This window comes from Bacillus sp. JHAA (assembly GCF_036961585.1).
In the GTDB taxonomy this organism is placed as follows: domain Bacteria; phylum Bacillota; class Bacilli; order Bacillales; family Bacillaceae; genus Bacillus; species Bacillus velezensis.
Genome location: NZ_JBAMDE010000001.1, coordinates 173,901 through 190,485, shown reverse-complemented (window position 1 = coordinate 190,485; position 16,585 = coordinate 173,901). Strand labels below are relative to the sequence as shown.

Below are 16,585 nucleotides of genomic sequence, written 5' to 3'. Positions count from 1 at the left end.
TTTCTTTGTTAAACGGCTTTCGCCTTTTCTTCTTGTTTGCCTGTCTTTTTGTTTGTCAGTTTAATTGATTTAACAAACAGCGTGAGGATTAATCCGGCAGCGATAAAGGCCAGGCCTGTGAAAAACACGCTGTGAAGCGAATCCATCAGTGACGTTTTCAAAACCGGCACGATATGGGAAGAAAATGCGGCCGGAATCTGCTTAATCGATTCCTGGCTGAACAAGGATTGAAGCAGCCCTTCAGGATTCTTGTCAATCATACCTTTAAACTGGGCGGCAAAGGCACTTGCCTGTTTCGGGAGTGAGTCTAAGTAAGGCACCAGTCTGTCGGTTAAAAGGCTTCCTGATCTGGCATTCATGACAGCGCCGAGCACCGTAATGCCGAACGTTCCCCCGATCATCCGGAAAAATTGGCTTGAAGAGGTCACAACACCCAGCTCTTCTTTTGAAAACGTTTCTTGCAGAGCGAGTGTGAGAAGCGGCATGACGAGCCCCATTCCCAGACCGATCACGGCCATATAGCATGTAGCCGCGAGCTTGCTTGTATCCAGCTGCAAAGTCGTTAATAAGAAGAAGCCGACGGCCATGATCAGCATGCCGATCATGATTTGCGGTTTAATACCGATCTTATAAACCAGCTGGCCTCCGATAATACTTGTGATAATCATAGATACCATCATCGGCGTCATAATCGTGCCGGAAGCGGTGGCGCTGACTCCGATAATTCCCTGCATAAAGAAAGGAACGAACGTAACGGCGCCGAACATGCCGATACTCATGAAAAAGCCGATCAGATTCAGTACGGTAAACGTTCTGTTTTTAAACAGGTACATCGGCAGAATCGGCTCTTTTGCTTTGATTTCAGCGAAAATGAATCCGACAATCCCGGCAAGTGCAAGCGCAAAGAGACCGAGAATCTGCCAAGAGCCCCATGCGTAATCCTTTCCTCCGAAGCTGAGCGCGAGGAGGAGGCTGACGATTCCGACGATCATTGTGAAAATGCCGGCGATGTCAAAGTTAATCGGCCCGGTCTGTTTTCTGCCTTGAAGTCCTCTTGCGATAAAGATCACGGCTAAAATTCCGACAGGCAGGTTGATATAGAAAACCCATTTCCAATTTAATGAGTCAACAATCCAGCCCCCGATTTGCGGGCCGATCACGGAAGCAAGCCCGTAAATCGCCCCGAAAAGCCCTTGGAACTTGGCACGCTGTTTCCCTGTGAACAAATCCCCGATGACGATCATAGCCATCGGCATCATGACACCGCCGCCGATTCCCTGAAGTCCGCGGAAAATAATCAGTTCCGTCATGTTGCTGGCCATTCCGCACAGTGCGGAAGCTCCCATAAAAATCAATAAACCTGATACATAGACGACGCGGCGCCCCAATAAATCTGCAAGTTTCCCCGCAATCGGAACGATCGTCGTCGAAGTTAAAAGATATGCCGTGGTCAGCCACGTCATCATGCTTAATCCCCCGAGGTCACCCACGATTTTAGGAATCGCCGTTCCTACGATGGTGCCGTCAAGGGCTGAGAAAAACATGGCGATGATTAAGCCGGTTATTAATAATGTGCGTTTTGGATCTTTCTTTTCAATGCTCATGTTTCGGCAGCTCCTCTTTTCTATTCGTTTTCTTTTTGCTCAGCCGCGTATTTCTCGGCGGCTTCCGCTACTTTGCGGATGATGTTCACGGACTGAATCAGTTCATCTTCAGTCAGAACGGATAGGTTTCGCGCCAGTATCGCTTTCCGTCCTTCCACAACATCTTCGAATTTTGTTTCGCCTTTTTTGGTGAGGCTGATGTCGATGACGCGTCTGTCCTGCTGGTTATGTTTGCGGACGATAAGTCCTTTTTGTTCGAGGCGGTCGGCCATCAGCGTCACTGCACTCGGCTTTACCTCCATGCGTTCTGCAATTTCGGAAACTTTGCAGCTCCCGTGTTTTTTCAGGCTGGCTAAAACAAATAATTGGGCAGGCGTCACCTCGTGTTTTGCCATGCTTTCCACCATTTCAGGCTGTATGTTTTGCAGCAGCGTCTGAAGAGATTTCTGGATGTCAGACACATATTGATCCGCGTTTTTCATAACTCCTCCTCATCTTGTTCCTTGAGAAAATAATTAACATTAGTTAAATATAAATAAGGATTAATGACAAGTCAATCTTTTTGTGCAAAAATAAAAAAAGGATTGATGCTTGTCGAAAACATCAAATCCTTCTTCGTTTTACTGCTGGTAGGGAGACTGCTGCTGAATGGTCTGCCGGAACTTCTGATACGATTGCTGAAGCTTTTGGGTATCGGCTGCTTCAATGGAATACCAGCCATTTTGAAACATCACATCGTATAATCTTCTTTGCGCTTTTTGTGACTCATCGAAAATCGCCTGAATATCTTGATAAAGAGACTCGTGGCTGAACTCGTGCAGGGCTGTGCAATATGAAGCCGTGATGTATTTTTCCGTCGTCAGCAGCTCATTCACCAAGTCTCTGTCATTCATTTGCGCCGTATTGGGCACGGGCGTTTGCGGATTCGTGATTTTTTGGTTTTGCTGTTCCATGTATTGTCCTCCTATTGCATATAGCCTGTTGTTGTCTGTCCGCCTTGATCGGGGTTCAAGCGGCCCAATATGTGCTGATAATGCTTCTGATGCATCCGGCCGATTTGATCAAGCTCTTGTTTTAACGTCTGATTCTGGCAGTGATCCGCCATAAAATGCGCTTTTTTCATGGCAAGCAGATTCCAGTTCAGCATGTCCTCAAGATACAAATGGTCTTTCGTTGAGATGACGGCAGGCGGCAAGTTTCCGTGCTGCTCTTGGTTGTTCATATAAACGCCTCCTTCAATTCTGTTCTTTTTAGCTTTCTCTGCGATCGGGATTTCATACACGAATAAAAGAAAAAGGAGGGAGTTCATCCTTGCTGCGGAGCATATGTTTATTTTTGTCGAAAAATAAAATGCTTACAAAATTCGCCCAGGCTTACGGAATCCGCTTCGGCGCGGGAAGGTTCGTTGCGGGGGAAACACTCACGGAAGCTGTGAAAACGGTAAAGCGGCTGAACCAAAAAGGGCTGTCGGCTTCGATTGATTATCTAGGTGAATATGCGGGTTCAGAGAAGGATGCGAAAAGGACGGCGGAAGAATGTAAAAAAGCAATCAGGGCCATTGCCGAGAATCAACTGGATTGTGAGCTGTCGCTGAAATTAACATCCATCGGTCTGGATATTTCCGAGAAGCTCGCGGAACAGCATGTCAGAGACATATTGACGGAGGCAAAAGAACGCGGCGTGCCTGTAACGATTGATATGGAGGACTATTCAAGATGCGGCCGTACGCTTGAGCTGTATAAGCGGTGCAAGCCGGATTTCCCGATGCTCGGCACCGTCATTCAGGCTTATTTGTACCGCGCAGCTGAAGATATCAGCGGTCTGATGCCATACAAGCCGCGGCTCAGGCTTGTAAAAGGCGCTTATAAAGAATCGGCGGCTGTTGCATTCCCTGATAAAAAAGCAACCGATCTTCATTTTCAGCAGCTGATTAAGCTGCAGCTTTTGAGCGGCCATGAAACGGCGGTGGCGACACATGATGATGACATCATTTCTTTTACGAAAACACTCATCAGCGAACATCAGATTCCCCGGGAGCAGTTTGAATTCCAAATGCTGTACGGCATCAGAACGGAGCGCCAGAAGGAGCTTGCCGAAGAAGGATACAGGATGAAGGTGTATGTCCCGTACGGAACCGATTGGTACGGGTACCTGATGAGAAGAATTGCCGAGCGCCCGGCAAATGCGGCATTTGTGCTGAAAGGGATCTTCAAAAAATAACGGCTGCTCCAAAAAGCAGCCGCAGCATGTTATTCCATGTTGTCTTTTTTATATTGCTGATTTTGGCTCGTCCGTTTGCCGCCGCCGTATTTTTGCTTCGGTCCCGCATTTCCTTTCATGCTGGCCGCGCTCACTGCGGCAGAAGACGGATCTTTTCTCCCTCGCACCATTCCCTTCACCTCCGGGTTTAAGTTTCCCGCCCGCGCCATGGAACATGCGGAAGCAGAAAAATTTAAAAAAATTCCATATTTGCTATTGAAGTCATCCTGAAAATCTTTTAAGATGTAAGAAGAAAAGGGTTTCATTTTTTTTGCCGAAAAAATGAATGACTATTCATTCAAAGTTCAAGGGGGATGACTCATGCACAAGTTTATAAAGAAAGCAGCCGTTCTCGGATCAGGCGTCATGGGGTCCGGAATTGCCGCGCACTTGGCTAACATCGGAATTCCCGTCCTGCTGCTTGATATTGTGCCAAACGAGCTGACAAAGGATGAGATGAAAAAAGGGCTGACATTAGAAAGCCCGGAGGTCCGCAGCAGACTGAGCCGATCGGCCATGCAAAAGCTGCTGAAGCAAAAACCGGCGCCGCTGACTTCGGCTGCCAATCTCGACTATATAACGGCGGGGAATTTGGAAGATGACGCAGCTCAATTGAAGGATGCTGATTGGATTATTGAAGTCGTCGTCGAAAATCTTGACGTAAAAAAACAGATTTTCTCACTCGTTGATGAATACCGGAAACCGGGAAGCATCGTGTCGAGCAATACGTCCGGTATCTCCGTCACAAAAATGGCGGAAGGCCGATCTGCCGATTTTAAAGCTCATTTCTTAGGAACCCATTTCTTTAATCCGGCCCGCTACTTAAAGCTTCTGGAAATCATTCCGATTCAGGAAACAGATCCTGACGTGCTGGAGTTTATGACTTCATTTGCAGAAAACACGCTCGGGAAAGGGGTCGTCATCGCAAAAGACACGCCTAACTTTATCGCCAACCGCATCGGTACGTACGGCCTGCTGGTCACGGTAAGAGAAATGCTTTCTTCCGGCTGCCGCATCGGCGAGGTGGACACGGTGACCGGGCCTTTGATCGGCAGACCGAAAAGCGCGACCTTCAGAACCCTTGACGTTGTGGGGCTTGATACTTTCGCCCATGTGGCAAAAAATGTGTATGATAAAGCCGACGGCGCTGAAAAAGACATGTTTAAGCTTCCTGAATTTATGAATGACATGCTGAAAAACAATTGGCTGGGCAGCAAATCAGGCCAAGGTTTTTACAAAAAAGAAGGTAAAACAATATATGAACTCGATCCGCTGACCATGACATACGGTGAGCGCTCGAAAATGAAGACACCCGCTTTAGAAGCCGCCAAACAGGCAAAGGGTGCCAAAGGCAAAATGAAAGCGCTTATATACTCTGATGACCGCGCCGGGCGCCTGCTTTGGAATATTACATCGCAAACACTCTTATACTCAGCCCGGCTTTTAGGTGAGATCGCTGATGATATCAAAGCAATTGATGACGCCATGAAATGGGGCTTCGGATGGGAGCTCGGACCGTTTGAGATGTGGGATGCCATCGGCGTCAGAAAATCAGCGGAGCGGCTCGAAGAAGAAGGCGCAGCACTCCCCGGCTGGGTGAAAGAAATGCTTAATCAGGGCCATGACACATTTTATATGAAGGAAAACGGAACACCATTTTACTATTCAGACGGCCAATACAGGGCTGTGAAAGAAAATCCGAAACGGATCAGCCTGCAAACGTTAAAAGAAACAAAAGGCGTTATCACTAAAAACAGCGGAGCCAGTCTGATTGATCTCGGCGATGATGTCGCGCTGCTGGAATTTCATACGAAAAGCAACGCGATCGGCTTAGACATTATTCAGATGATTGACAATGCGCTTGAGGAAACGGAGCGGAATTATAAAGGTCTTGTCATCGGTAACCAAGGCAGACATTTCTGCGCGGGGGCAAACCTTGCGATGATTTTGATGGAAGCTCAGGATGATAACTTCATGGAAGTCGATTTTGTCATCCGCCGTTTTCAGCAGACGATGCTGAACATCAAATACAGCGCTAAACCCGTTGTCGCGGCGCCATTTGGGATGACACTCGGCGGCGGCACGGAAGTCTGTCTCCCGGCGGCACGCGTTCAGGCGGCGAGCGAATCGTATATGGGTCTTGTTGAAACCGGCGTCGGCCTTATTCCGGGCGGCGGAGGAAACAAAGAGCTGTACATGAATTATTTGGACGGCGGAAGTGAACTGATGGACGCAGCGATTAAAACCTTCGAAACAATCGCGCTTGCCAAAGTGTCCGGTTCGGCACACGAAGCCCGTGATATGAAGATTTTGTCCGCGGCAGACCGTATCAGCATGAATCAGGATCACCTGCTGCACGATGCGAAACAGCTGGCTGCTTCCTTATATGACAGCGGATACCGCCCGCCTGCCCGCAAAAAAGTGAAAGTCACCGGGGAAACCGGGTGTGCGGCATTACTGCTCGGAGCAGACCAAATGAGACGGTCGGGTTATTTATCCGATCACGATATGAAGATTGCGAAGAAGCTGGCCCATGTCATTGCCGGCGGAAGAGTCCCGTTCGGCACGGAGGTTTCAGAAGAATATTTACTTGAGATTGAAAGAGAAGCCTTTTTAAGCCTCGCTGGCGAGGCGAAATCTCAAGCGAGAATGCAGCATATGCTCGTCAAAGGCAAACCTTTACGGAACTAGGAGGGTGTTTATGAGAGAAGCAGTCATTGTGGCCGGTGCGAGAACCCCGGTCGGTAAAGCGAAAAAAGGATCGCTTGCAGCCGTTCGTCCTGATGATTTAGGTGCGCTTTGTGTAAAAGAAACGCTGAAACGGGCAGGCGGCTATGAAGGAAATATCGATGACTTAATTATCGGCTGTGCAACACCTGAAGCCGAACAAGGATTAAATATGGCGCGGAATATCGGTGCGCTGGCGGGGCTTCCTCATACGGTGCCGGCCATTACGGTGAACCGCTACTGCTCTTCCGGGCTCCAATCCATCGCTTACGGTGCTGAAAAAATTATGATCGGCGCGGGTGACACCGTCATTGCGGGCGGTGCGGAATCCATGTCGCAAGTTCCGATGATGGGACATGTGACCCGCCCGAATATCGCTTTGGCGGAGCATGCGCCTGAGTATTACATGAGCATGGGGCACACAGCGGAGCAGGTCGCCGAAACGTACGGCGTATCCAGAGAAGACCAGGATGCATTTGCCGTCCGCAGCCATCAGAATGCCGCAAAAGCCCTTAAAGAAGGGAAATTCAATGACGAAATCGTGCCGGTTGAAGTATCGCTGACAGAAGTCGGTGATGACCATAAGCCGCGGAAAAAACAATTTATCTTTTCTCAAGATGAAGGCGTTCGTCCCGGCACATCGGCTGACGTCTTGGCGAAGCTCCGTCCGGCTTTTTCTAAAACGGGGACCGTGACGGCCGGGAACTCTTCACAAACAAGTGACGGCGCGGCGGCTGTCATGCTGATGGATCGCGAAAAAGCTTCGTCGCTCGGATTGGCGCCGCTTGTCAAATTCCGTTCCTTTGCCGTAGGGGGCGTTCCGCCTGAGGTAATGGGGATCGGTCCGATTGAAGCCATCCCGCGGGCGCTCAAGCTTGCCGGACTCGAATTGCAGGATATCGGGCTTTTTGAATTGAATGAGGCCTTTGCTTCACAGGCCATTCAAGTCATCAGATCGCTTGGGATAGATGAAGAAAAAGTGAACGTCAACGGAGGCGCCATCGCGCTCGGACATCCGCTCGGATGCACGGGAACGAAGCTGACCCTGTCACTCATTCATGAAATGAAACGGAGAAACGAGCAATTCGGCGTGGTGACGATGTGCATCGGAGGCGGCATGGGAGCTGCCGGCGTATTTGAACTCATTTAAAAAAAGGGGGAAACGAACATGAAACAGGAAACGGTCAACGTCAAAAAAGGCGGCAGCTTTCTGATTGAAGAGACGGGATATGATCAAATATTCACTCCGGAGGACTTTACAGACGAACACAAAATGATCGGCAAAACGACAGAAGACTATGTCGTAAACGATGTGCTTCCTTATATCGATGAAATTGAAAATCATCAGTTCGAGCATTCGGTCAGACTGCTGAAAAAAGCCGGAGATCTCGGCCTCCTCGGAGCAGACGTGCCTGAAGAGTACGGCGGAATCGGCCTGGATAAAATCAGTTCAGCTTTCATTACGGAAAAGTTTTCACGTGCCGGCAGCTTTTCGCTGTCTTACGGCGCCCACGTCGGGATCGGCTCATTGCCGATCGTGTTCTTCGGAACGGAAGAACAGAAAAAAACCTATTTGCCGGACTTGGCTTCAGGACAAAGAATCGCGGCATACGCCTTAACTGAGCCCGGTTCAGGTTCAGATGCCCTCGGCGCGAAAACCACGGCTGTTTTGAATGAAGCGGGCACACACTATATTCTTAACGGAGAAAAGCAATGGATTACAAACTCCGCCTTTGCAGATGTCTTTGTCGTCTACGCTAAAGTGGACGGAGATAAATTTTCCGCATTTATCGTAGAAAAGAACTATCCGGGCGTGTCAACGGGCCCGGAAGAGAAAAAAATGGGGATTAAGGGTTCATCGACAAGAACGCTGATTTTAGATCAGGCGGAAGTCCCGAAAGAAAACCTTCTCGGCGAAATCGGAAAAGGACATGTCATCGCCTTTAATATTCTGAATATCGGGCGCTACAAGCTTGCCGTCGGCACAATCGGCGCTTCAAAACGGGTGATTGAGCTGTCTGCCGCTTATGCGAACCAGCGCCGGCAATTTAAAACGCCGATCTCAAGCTTCACGCTCACTCAGGAAAAGCTTGCGACGATGTCAGCTCGGCTTTACGCGATGGAGAGCTCTGTATACAGAACAGTGGGCTTATTCGAAGATAATATGAGCAGACTGACGGAAGAGGAGCAAAAAGACGGACGCGAAGTCGCGAAGTCAATCGCCGAGTACGCGATTGAATGCTCGCTCAACAAAATGTGCGGTTCTGAAACGCTTGATTATATTGCCGACGAAGGCGTTCAAATTCACGGCGGTTACGGATTTATGCAGGAATATGAAGTGGAGCGCGCTTATCGCGACTCAAGAATCAACAGAATTTTTGAAGGCACAAATGAAATCAACCGCCTGATCGTCACGAGCACGTTCCTGAAAAAAGCCGTAAAAGGTCAGCTGCCGCTCTTTGAAAAAGCAAAAGCGCTCCAAGAAGAACTCATGATGCTGATGCCTGAAGAGCCGGGCTCAGAACCTCTTGAACAGGAAAAATACATTGTCAGACAGGCGAAAAAGATCGCCCTCTTGACAGCGGGTCTCGCGGCGCAGAAATACGGCAAAGAGATCGAAGGCGAGCAGGAAATCATGGTGAACATTGCCGATATTGTCAGCGCGCTGTACGCTTTGGAATCAGCCGTCCTCAGAACGGAAAAAGCAATTGCGGCGGACGGTGCCGAAAAAGCCGCGCAGAAGCTGTTATATACGGAAATCTTTGCCCAGGAAGCCCTTCAGAACATTGAAGCGCACGCCAAAGAATCACTGATCGCCATGGAGGAAGGAGATTCCCTCCGGATGATGCTTTCCGTGCTGCGCAAACTGACGCGCCTGACGCCGAAAAACCTCATTCAGAAAAAACGTGAAGCGGCAGCCGCCGTCTTCCGTGAAGAAAAATATACGGTCTGATCACATGCTGAAAGCGCTCCTTCATCAGGGGCGCTTTTTCATGAAGCAACGTTATAGGTTTTTACAAGTGATTGTGTTAAAATAACGACGATCATTTACAAGGGGTGAAGAAGATGTCGTTAAATTTTTACTGGTACCCTAAATGCGGAACGTGCCGTAATGCGAAAAAATGGCTGGAAGACCGCGGTAAGGAAATAAACGAAATACATATCGCGGAGGAAACTCCGTCGAAAGAAGAAATTAAAGACCTCTATGAAAAGAGCGGTCTTGAGCTCAAAAAGTTTTTCAACACGAGCGGAATGAAATACCGCGAGCTGAACTTAAAGGAAAAACTGTACCATATGTCAGAGGATGAACAGCTCGAACTCCTGGCATCAGACGGTATGCTCCTGAAACGCCCGATTACGACAGACGGCGAAAAAGTCACTGTCGGCTTTAAAGAAGACCAATTCGAAAAATATTGGATGTAATGCCAGGTTCAAAGAATTATGGTATCTTCTTATTATAAGAAAAAAATGGAGGGATTTAGATGAGCACACCGAAAGATATGCGTTATTCCAAAGAGCACGAATGGGTCAAAGTTGAGGACGGAAAAGCCCGCATCGGGATTACACATTTCGCGCAAGCCGAACTTGGCGACATCGTCTTTGTCGAGCTTCCGGAAGTCGGCGCCGAAATTAAAGCGGACGAGCCATTCGGCAGCGTGGAATCCGTCAAAACCGTTTCCGAACTGTACGCACCGATTAACGGAACGGTGACGGAAGTGAACGAAGACCTTGATGACAGTCCTGAATTCGTAAACGAGTCTCCGTATGAAAAAGCGTGGATGATCGTCGTGGAACCGGCTGATGCTGAAGAAATCGAAAACCTCATGACTTCCGAGCAATATGACGAAATGACACAGGAAGACTGATCGGATAGCAAAGGGGCCATTTGGACATTCTATCTGTAACGGGAGGTGTCTAAAATGGCTTTTGATAAACAAAAGGTCGATGTGACGGAGAACGTTACGGGCCGCTTTCAAAACGGCCGGTTTTCCTTATTTCATGAAAATGAAGCCATCGGCGAGATGACAGGCATGGACCAGTACGAGCTCAAACAGGGCTTTTCATTTGAAAATCAAAAATTTTATAAAACAGCCGATGTCATAAACGGCAGCGATCCGAAATATGTCGATTGCGATTATGAGAATGGCTGGTGTTAACAGTTGGCGGTGAATTTCACTGCCTTCTTTTTCAATCTGACGCTAAAACAATCGGCAGGTGACGCGCTTATGTACAACGGAGATGAAAAGGTCATTATCGTAGAAGGAAAATCTGATAAAATCAAAGTCAGGGAAGTGCTCATCGAACCCGCGGAAATCATCTGTACAAACGGGACGATCGGCCAAACCGAACTGGAAGATTTGGCGGACCGCCTGTTTGACAGAGACGTCTATATTTTAACGGACGCAGATGACTCCGGAGAAAAATTAAGAAAACAGCTGAAACGGGAGCTTCCCGAAGCGCGCCATATTTATATAGACAGAACATACAGGCAAGTCGAGTCGTGCCCGGGCCATCATCTCGCATCTGTGCTGATCAGAGCCGGCTTTGATGCTGACACTGTATTTTTGAAAAAGAACGACCTGAGGTGGTAAACATGAAAGAACTCCAAGAAAATGAACTCGAATCGATTCAGGATGACGTTTATCTCCTGTATTTGTACACCCCGTTTTGCGGCACATGCCAGCTGGCGTCCAAAATGCTTACTGTCGTCGAAGAAATGCTGCCCGGCGCCGCCTTCTATAAAAACAACGTGAATTATTCCCCCGCATTCGCCAAAGCCTATCAGATTGAAAGCGTTCCGTGCTTTTTGCTGTTTAAAGGCGGAGAGCTTGTTGAGAAAGGATACGCCTTCCGCTCCGTTTCCTATTTATATGAGCTGATTAAACAAAAAACATCGCAAACGTTCCCGATGTGACAATATTTACAGGAAAATGTCGTGCGGTTTATAAAGGGTTCTGTCCGTTAAAAAGAGAAAGTGTATGTATGGCCATTAAAACGGGAGGTTATACGAGTGGAGAAAATAGAAGTTTCAGAGAATGACGGACAGCATCTGTTTTTGAAACCGCTATTAAACGCCTCAACGCTGCTGATTACATTCCAAGGAGAAACAGAAGCCTTAACGGTCTCAATTAACGGACAGGGAGAAATGAGAAAAACGTCGGTTTCAAAGGAAAAATCTAATTTGACCTTTTACGGAAACCAGACGGAAATCATCCATCTCCTGCATGGTGATGTCTCTTTGCAAAAGCTTATCCAAAGCGGAAAACTCAAAGTGAAAGGATCATTCAGAGCTCTGCTGAAGCTGGAGGCCATCCTCTGGCTGACAAACGGATTTTTTCAGGCGATCAGTAAACGGCCGTAACTGCCAATCTACTATGTGACAATAGCTTCCAATATTTATTTTATTGACTTTTTATCATTCGCCGTGCTATTCTACAGTAAGAATTTCCGGACGAAAATACGATATGTTTTCTCTTATCAAGAGAGGTGGAGGGAAGTGCCCTATGAAGCCCGGCAACCATCAACAATGTTGAAATGGTGCCAATTCACTCGAAGCGGTCTGCTTTGAAAGATGAGAGAAAGGCCTTTTTCAATAAGCCTTTCTGCTCATTTTTGCAGAAAGGCTTTTCTTTTGCGGAGAAACCCGGAAGATTTCTTAGAATAGTGTAAGGCGGGTGATTGCTTTGATCCATCTTCAAAATGTTTCAAAAATTTACAAAGCGAAGCATGGGGATGTCAATGCTGTCCAAGATGTCACTCTTGATATCAAAAAGGGCGAAATATTTGGAATTATAGGATATAGCGGAGCTGGTAAAAGTTCCTTAATCCGTCTCCTGAACGGCCTTGAAAAGCCGACGTCGGGAACCGTGGAAGTCGCGGGGACGGAATTAAATAAAGTAAGCAGCCGCGGGCTGAGAAAAGCGCGCCAGGAAATCAGCATGATCTTCCAGCATTTTAACCTTCTGTGGTCGCGCACCGTTCGGGAGAACATTATGTTCCCGCTGGAAATCGCAGGCGTGAAAAAAAGCGAACGGGTCCGCCGCGCTGATGAATTGATTAAACTGGTCGGATTAGAGGGGAAAGAAAAATCTTATCCGTCGCAGCTGAGCGGCGGTCAAAAGCAGCGTGTCGGCATCGCCCGGGCGCTCGCCAATAATCCGAAAGTCCTTCTGTGCGATGAAGCGACATCAGCGCTTGATCCGCAGACGACCGATTCAATTTTGGATCTTTTATCCGATATAAATGACAGACTCGGTCTGACGATCGTGCTCATTACCCATGAAATGCACGTCATCCGTAAAATCTGCAACAGAGTCGCCGTCATGGAAAACGGGAAAGTCGTTGAAGAAGGCGAAGTACTCCAAGTTTTCAGAAACCCGCGCGAACCGATGACCAAGCGTTTCGTTCAGCAGGTGACAGAACCGGAGGAGACGAAAGAAACCATCCAGCATTTTCTGCAGGAAACAGCGACAGGAAAAACGATTCAGCTTTCATTTGTCGGGCAGGCCGCTGAGCAGCCCCTCATTACGGAAATGATCCGAAACTTTGATGTGGACGTCAATATTCTGCAGGGGAAAATTTCACAGACGAAGGACGGAGCCTACGGTTCTTTATTCATTCATATTGACGGTCAGGAAAAAGAAGTAGAAAACGTGATCCGGTTCATCAAAGACAAACAGGTAGAAGCAGAGGTGATCACAAATGTTTGAAAAATGGTTCCCGAACGTTGATATAACCGAGCTGTGGACGGCCACATACGAGACCCTTTATATGACGGTCATCGCATTAGTTTTTTCATTTGTCATCGGAGCGATTCTCGGTCTTCTGCTCTTTTTAACGGGCAAGGGAAGCTTATGGGAAAATAAAATCATTAACACCGTGATTGCGGCGGTCGTTAATATTTTCAGGTCTATTCCGTTTCTTATTTTAATTATTCTGCTTCTCGGCTTTACTAAGATTTTGGTCGGATCGATTTTAGGACCGAACGCCGCATTGCCGGCGCTGATTATCGGCTCCGCGCCGTTTTACGCCCGTCTTGCGGAAATTGCGCTCCGGGAAGTCGATAAAGGAGTCATCGAAGCTGCCAGATCAATGGGAGCAAAGACATCGACGATTATCTTCAAAGTGCTGATTCCTGAATCAATGCCTGCTTTAATTTCAGGCATCACCGTTACAGCCATCGCCCTGATCGGATCTACCGCCATTGCCGGCGCCATCGGTTCAGGCGGACTCGGAAACCTTGCATATGTAGAAGGCTACCAGTCCAATAATACGGATGTAACGTTTGTAGCGACAGTATTTATACTCATCATCGTCTTTATCATTCAGATTATCGGTGATGTGATTACAAATATAATAGACAAAAGATAAGGGAGGATTTACATTGAAAAAGATTGTATTAAGTGCGCTGCTGCTTGTGTTCGCGGGAGTTTTGGCCGCCTGCGGATCAAACGGCTCAAATAAAAAGGAAATCGTCGTCGCCGCGACAAAAACACCGCATGCTGAAATCTTAAAAGAAGCGGAACCGCTCTTGAAGGAAAAAGGCTACACATTAAAAGTAAAAGTGCTGAACGATTACAAAATGTACAACAAAGCGTTAGCTGATAATGAAGTGGATGCGAACTACTTCCAGCACGTTCCTTACCTTGAACAGGAAATGAAAGAAAATAAAGATTACAAACTCGTGAATGCCGGAGCCGTTCACCTTGAGCCATTCGGAATTTACACGAAAAAATACAAATCACTGAAAGACCTGCCTAAAGGCGCGACCATCATCATGACTAACAATGTCGCTGAACAAGGCCGTATGCTGGCGATGCTTGAAAAAGCCGGACTGATCACACTTGATCCGAAGGTAAAAACGATTGAAGCCACTACGAAAAACATTACGAAAAACCCGAAAAACCTGACATTCAAAAAAATCGCCCCTGAATTAACGGCGAAAGCATATAATGAAGAAGAAGGCGATGCAGTCTTCATTAACGTCAACTATGCGATTCAAAACAAACTGAATCCGTTAAAAGATGCGATTCAAGTGGAATCAACGAAAAACAACCCGTACGCAAACATCATCGCCGTACGCAAAGGTGACGAAAAATCAGAGAAAATCAAAGCGCTTATGGAAGTGCTTCACTCTAAGAAAATCAAAGACTTTATTGAGAAAAAATACGACGGAGCCGTGCTTCCCGTATCTGAATAAAGCAAAAACCCCGGATGAATCATCCGGGGTTTTTTTCGGGTATTAATCAGAGAACTGTCCATAATAAAAAGGAAGGTTAACTTATTGGAGGGAATGGCAGTGGCTCAATACCAGGATAATGGAAAAAGCGTGCATGACGCATTGAAACAATATAAAGAAGGTTTAGGCATATTCGAGCAAAAAATGCCGATGATGGGGCGGAAGTTTAATGAATTTACTGAACAGTGTTTCTCAGCGGATTCATTAACTGAAAAAGAGAAACAATTAATCGCTCTGGGCATCAGCATCAGCGCTCAAGATGAATTTTGCATGATTTATCATACGAAGGGCTGCCTTGACCAAGGGGCGACAGAAGAAAACATTCTTGAGGTCATCGGCGTCGCGGCGGCATTCGGGAGCGGTGCGGCTCTCAGTCAGGGAGTGACCCTCGTGCAGCAGTGTATTCAGGAATTCGGACATACGACGCATTAGAAAGAGCAATCGTGTGAATACCGTTTTTCAGATAAAGCGAGCGCCGGATTCCGGCACATTCGAAAGGATTCAGGGGCACACTCTCTTTGGCCGGAGCAGCGGATCATTGTTACAATAGAAACAAATAGATGAAGGGATTGATTCATTATCTGCACCAGCCACGAGAGACTGGACCTTGACTATACGCCTGAAATGGAAAAAGCGATGCAGAAGTCACACGGCATCGGCTACGAGGAATACGGACGGCGTCTTTCAAAAAGGATGGAAGTCGAACGGCAGAGGGAGCTTGAATATCAAAAAAGCAAGTTCCTCGCAGCGCAGCTTAATGAGAAAATCGGTCAGTAAAAAAGGGTGGATTTCCGCCCTTTTTCTGTTTCAAACAGCTTTAATTACGCCTTGATCTTTGATAAACTTTAGGAATGTTCCGGGTAATATAAAAAGTTGTATTTACTTTTCATTTGTTATAAAATTAGAATGAGAATAAATTGAGAATAATGATTATATATTTTGGAGGTATAGATATGGCTGCTTCAACATTAACGATCAAGGATCTTCACGTTGAAATCGAAGGAAAAGAGATCTTAAAAGGTGTAAACCTTGAAATAAAAGGCGGCGAATTCCACGCTGTCATGGGGCCGAACGGTACCGGTAAATCCACGCTTTCAGCAGCGATTATGGGACACCCGAAATACGAAGTTACAAAAGGCAGCATCACGCTTGACGGCAAGGATGTACTGGAAATGGAAGTGGACGAGCGCGCTCAGGCGGGTCTTTTCCTTGCGATGCAGTACCCAAGCGAAATCAGCGGTGTGACAAATGCCGATTTCCTTCGCTCTGCGATTAACGCACGCCGTGAAGAAGGCGATGAAATTTCTCTTATGAAATTCATCCGCAAAATGGACGAAAACATGGAGTTCCTTGAAATGGACCCTGAAATGGCGCAGCGTTACCTGAACGAAGGTTTCTCAGGCGGGGAGAAAAAACGCAACGAAATTCTTCAGCTTATGATGATCGAGCCGAAAATCGCCATTCTTGACGAGATTGATTCAGGTCTTGATATCGATGCACTTAAAGTCGTTTCTAAAGGAATCAACAGAATGCGCAGCGAAAACTTCGGCTGCTTAATGATCACTCACTACCAGCGCCTTCTGAACTACATTACGCCTGATGTCGTTCACGTTATGATGCAGGGACGCGTAGTGAAATCCGGCGGCGCGGAGCTTGCACAGCGCCTTGAAGCGGAAGGTTATGACTGGATTAAACAAGAACTAGGCATTGAAGACGAAACTGTAGGCCAAGAAGCGTAAGCGTTAGGGGGATAATC

Annotated in this window: 21 protein-coding genes and 1 riboswitch; of the genes, 16 read left to right on the top strand and 5 right to left on the bottom strand. The window is 47.2% G+C overall.

Annotated elements, in window-relative coordinates; translation table 11 throughout:
- Positions 1–8: 8 nt before the first annotated feature.
- The 4 genes from V7728_RS00975 to V7728_RS00960 all read right to left on the bottom strand — a co-directional run bounded on the left by V7728_RS00975 (position 9) and on the right by V7728_RS00960 (position 2,826).
- Entirely contained in the window at positions 9–1,604 is a 1,596-nt protein-coding gene (locus tag V7728_RS00975) for an MDR family MFS transporter (protein WP_007410079.1), read from the bottom strand.
- A 20-nt stretch (positions 1,605–1,624) separates the two neighbouring features.
- Complete coding sequence (locus V7728_RS00970; RefSeq protein ID WP_032868005.1) at positions 1,625–2,086, bottom strand: MarR family winged helix-turn-helix transcriptional regulator; 462 nt, start codon at positions 2,084–2,086, stop codon at positions 1,625–1,627.
- A gap of 138 nt (positions 2,087–2,224) precedes the next feature.
- Positions 2,225–2,557: a spore coat protein gene (locus V7728_RS00965; RefSeq protein WP_003151830.1), complete on the bottom strand. Its 333-nt coding sequence runs from the start codon at positions 2,555–2,557 to the stop codon at positions 2,225–2,227.
- An 11-nt stretch (positions 2,558–2,568) separates the two neighbouring features.
- The gene (locus V7728_RS00960; RefSeq protein ID WP_015240543.1) at positions 2,569–2,826 is read right to left on the bottom strand and encodes a hypothetical protein; all 258 of its coding nucleotides are present in this window, start codon (positions 2,824–2,826) and stop codon (positions 2,569–2,571) included.
- An 89-nt stretch (positions 2,827–2,915) separates the two neighbouring features.
- Between V7728_RS00960 and V7728_RS00955 the strand changes: the two genes are divergently transcribed.
- Complete coding sequence (locus V7728_RS00955) at positions 2,916–3,824, top strand: proline dehydrogenase family protein (RefSeq protein ID WP_099567073.1); 909 nt, start codon at positions 2,916–2,918, stop codon at positions 3,822–3,824.
- Between the two features lie 29 nt (positions 3,825–3,853).
- On the opposite strand, the gene V7728_RS00950 is transcribed toward V7728_RS00955, so the two are convergent.
- Entirely contained in the window at positions 3,854–3,994 is a 141-nt protein-coding gene (locus tag V7728_RS00950) for a YuzL family protein (protein ID WP_003151836.1), read from the bottom strand.
- 190 nt (positions 3,995–4,184) lie between these two features.
- Between V7728_RS00950 and V7728_RS00945 the strand changes: the two genes are divergently transcribed.
- From V7728_RS00945 to sufC, 15 genes are all read left to right on the top strand, one after another.
- On the top strand, positions 4,185–6,554 hold the full coding sequence (locus tag V7728_RS00945; RefSeq protein ID WP_099567072.1) for a 3-hydroxyacyl-CoA dehydrogenase/enoyl-CoA hydratase family protein: 2,370 nt from the start codon (positions 4,185–4,187) through the stop codon (positions 6,552–6,554).
- Positions 6,555–6,564: 10 nt separating this feature from the next.
- Entirely contained in the window at positions 6,565–7,740 is a 1,176-nt protein-coding gene (locus V7728_RS00940; RefSeq protein ID WP_015418168.1) for an acetyl-CoA C-acetyltransferase, read from the top strand.
- 18 nt (positions 7,741–7,758) lie between these two features.
- Positions 7,759–9,543 (top strand): acyl-CoA dehydrogenase family protein, encoded by a 1,785-nt coding sequence (locus V7728_RS00935; protein ID WP_007613612.1) that lies wholly within the window; start codon positions 7,759–7,761, stop codon positions 9,541–9,543.
- A gap of 113 nt (positions 9,544–9,656) precedes the next feature.
- On the top strand, positions 9,657–10,013 hold the full coding sequence (locus V7728_RS00930; RefSeq protein WP_003151843.1) for an arsenate reductase family protein: 357 nt from the start codon (positions 9,657–9,659) through the stop codon (positions 10,011–10,013).
- Positions 10,014–10,072: 59 nt separating this feature from the next.
- The gene (gene gcvH / locus V7728_RS00925) at positions 10,073–10,456 is read left to right on the top strand and encodes a glycine cleavage system protein GcvH (RefSeq protein WP_003151844.1); all 384 of its coding nucleotides are present in this window, start codon (positions 10,073–10,075) and stop codon (positions 10,454–10,456) included.
- Positions 10,457–10,510: 54 nt separating this feature from the next.
- Positions 10,511–10,747 carry a YusG family protein gene (locus V7728_RS00920; RefSeq protein ID WP_003151845.1) on the top strand — a complete coding sequence of 79 codons (237 nt, stop codon included), beginning with the start codon at positions 10,511–10,513 and terminating at the stop codon, positions 10,745–10,747.
- 69 nt (positions 10,748–10,816) lie between these two features.
- The gene (locus tag V7728_RS00915) at positions 10,817–11,182 is read left to right on the top strand and encodes a toprim domain-containing protein (RefSeq protein ID WP_032869737.1); all 366 of its coding nucleotides are present in this window, start codon (positions 10,817–10,819) and stop codon (positions 11,180–11,182) included.
- Between the two features lie 2 nt (positions 11,183–11,184).
- Positions 11,185–11,505, top strand: a complete 321-nt coding sequence (locus tag V7728_RS00910) for a thioredoxin family protein (protein ID WP_003151847.1) — start codon at positions 11,185–11,187, stop codon at positions 11,503–11,505.
- 96 nt (positions 11,506–11,601) lie between these two features.
- The gene (locus V7728_RS00905) at positions 11,602–11,952 is read left to right on the top strand and encodes an SCP2 sterol-binding domain-containing protein (protein WP_007410085.1); all 351 of its coding nucleotides are present in this window, start codon (positions 11,602–11,604) and stop codon (positions 11,950–11,952) included.
- Positions 11,953–12,062: 110 nt separating this feature from the next.
- A riboswitch (SAM riboswitch) is annotated at positions 12,063–12,169 on the top strand.
- A 105-nt stretch (positions 12,170–12,274) separates the two neighbouring features.
- Positions 12,275–13,300 carry a methionine ABC transporter ATP-binding protein MetN gene (metN, locus tag V7728_RS00900; protein WP_003151850.1) on the top strand — a complete coding sequence of 342 codons (1,026 nt, stop codon included), beginning with the start codon at positions 12,275–12,277 and terminating at the stop codon, positions 13,298–13,300.
- A complete protein-coding gene (locus tag V7728_RS00895) occupies positions 13,293–13,961 on the top strand; it encodes a methionine ABC transporter permease (protein ID WP_012118383.1) in 669 nt (222 codons plus the stop codon). The genes metN and V7728_RS00895 overlap by 8 nt, the downstream gene beginning before the upstream one ends.
- 13 nt (positions 13,962–13,974) lie before the next feature.
- The gene (gene metQ, locus V7728_RS00890; protein WP_012118382.1) at positions 13,975–14,790 is read left to right on the top strand and encodes a methionine ABC transporter substrate-binding lipoprotein MetQ; all 816 of its coding nucleotides are present in this window, start codon (positions 13,975–13,977) and stop codon (positions 14,788–14,790) included.
- Positions 14,791–14,883: 93 nt separating this feature from the next.
- Complete coding sequence (locus V7728_RS00885) at positions 14,884–15,261, top strand: carboxymuconolactone decarboxylase family protein (RefSeq protein WP_442893525.1); 378 nt, start codon at positions 14,884–14,886, stop codon at positions 15,259–15,261.
- A gap of 192 nt (positions 15,262–15,453) precedes the next feature.
- Complete coding sequence (locus V7728_RS00880; RefSeq protein ID WP_003151857.1) at positions 15,454–15,606, top strand: hypothetical protein; 153 nt, start codon at positions 15,454–15,456, stop codon at positions 15,604–15,606.
- A 176-nt stretch (positions 15,607–15,782) separates the two neighbouring features.
- Positions 15,783–16,568, top strand: a complete 786-nt coding sequence (gene sufC / locus V7728_RS00875) for a Fe-S cluster assembly ATPase SufC (RefSeq protein WP_003327022.1) — start codon at positions 15,783–15,785, stop codon at positions 16,566–16,568.
- Positions 16,569–16,585 lie beyond the last annotated feature (17 nt).

Bases quoted from the DNA above. Each gene is read 5' to 3' on its own strand.
- V7728_RS00975 (WP_007410079.1), bottom strand. From the start codon at position 1,604: ATGAGCATTGAAAAGAAAGATCCAAAACGCACATTATTAATAACCGGC.
- V7728_RS00970 (WP_032868005.1), bottom strand. From the start codon at position 2,086: ATGAAAAACGCGGATCAATATGTGTCTGACATCCAGAAATCTCTTCAG.
- V7728_RS00965 (WP_003151830.1), bottom strand. From the start codon at position 2,557: ATGGAACAGCAAAACCAAAAAATCACGAATCCGCAAACGCCCGTGCCC.
- V7728_RS00960 (WP_015240543.1), bottom strand. From the start codon at position 2,826: ATGAACAACCAAGAGCAGCACGGAAACTTGCCGCCTGCCGTCATCTCA.
- V7728_RS00950 (WP_003151836.1), bottom strand. From the start codon at position 3,994: ATGGTGCGAGGGAGAAAAGATCCGTCTTCTGCCGCAGTGAGCGCGGCC.
- V7728_RS00945 (WP_099567072.1), top strand. From the start codon at position 4,185: ATGCACAAGTTTATAAAGAAAGCAGCCGTTCTCGGATCAGGCGTCATG.
- V7728_RS00940 (WP_015418168.1), top strand. From the start codon at position 6,565: ATGAGAGAAGCAGTCATTGTGGCCGGTGCGAGAACCCCGGTCGGTAAA.
- V7728_RS00935 (WP_007613612.1), top strand. From the start codon at position 7,759: ATGAAACAGGAAACGGTCAACGTCAAAAAAGGCGGCAGCTTTCTGATT.
- V7728_RS00930 (WP_003151843.1), top strand. From the start codon at position 9,657: ATGTCGTTAAATTTTTACTGGTACCCTAAATGCGGAACGTGCCGTAAT.
- gcvH (WP_003151844.1), top strand. From the start codon at position 10,073: ATGAGCACACCGAAAGATATGCGTTATTCCAAAGAGCACGAATGGGTC.
- V7728_RS00920 (WP_003151845.1), top strand. From the start codon at position 10,511: ATGGCTTTTGATAAACAAAAGGTCGATGTGACGGAGAACGTTACGGGC.
- V7728_RS00915 (WP_032869737.1), top strand. From the start codon at position 10,817: ATGTACAACGGAGATGAAAAGGTCATTATCGTAGAAGGAAAATCTGAT.
- V7728_RS00910 (WP_003151847.1), top strand. From the start codon at position 11,185: ATGAAAGAACTCCAAGAAAATGAACTCGAATCGATTCAGGATGACGTT.
- V7728_RS00895 (WP_012118383.1), top strand. From the start codon at position 13,293: ATGTTTGAAAAATGGTTCCCGAACGTTGATATAACCGAGCTGTGGACG.
- V7728_RS00885 (WP_442893525.1), top strand. From the start codon at position 14,884: ATGGCAGTGGCTCAATACCAGGATAATGGAAAAAGCGTGCATGACGCA.
- V7728_RS00880 (WP_003151857.1), top strand. From the start codon at position 15,454: ATGGAAAAAGCGATGCAGAAGTCACACGGCATCGGCTACGAGGAATAC.
- sufC (WP_003327022.1), top strand. From the start codon at position 15,783: ATGGCTGCTTCAACATTAACGATCAAGGATCTTCACGTTGAAATCGAA.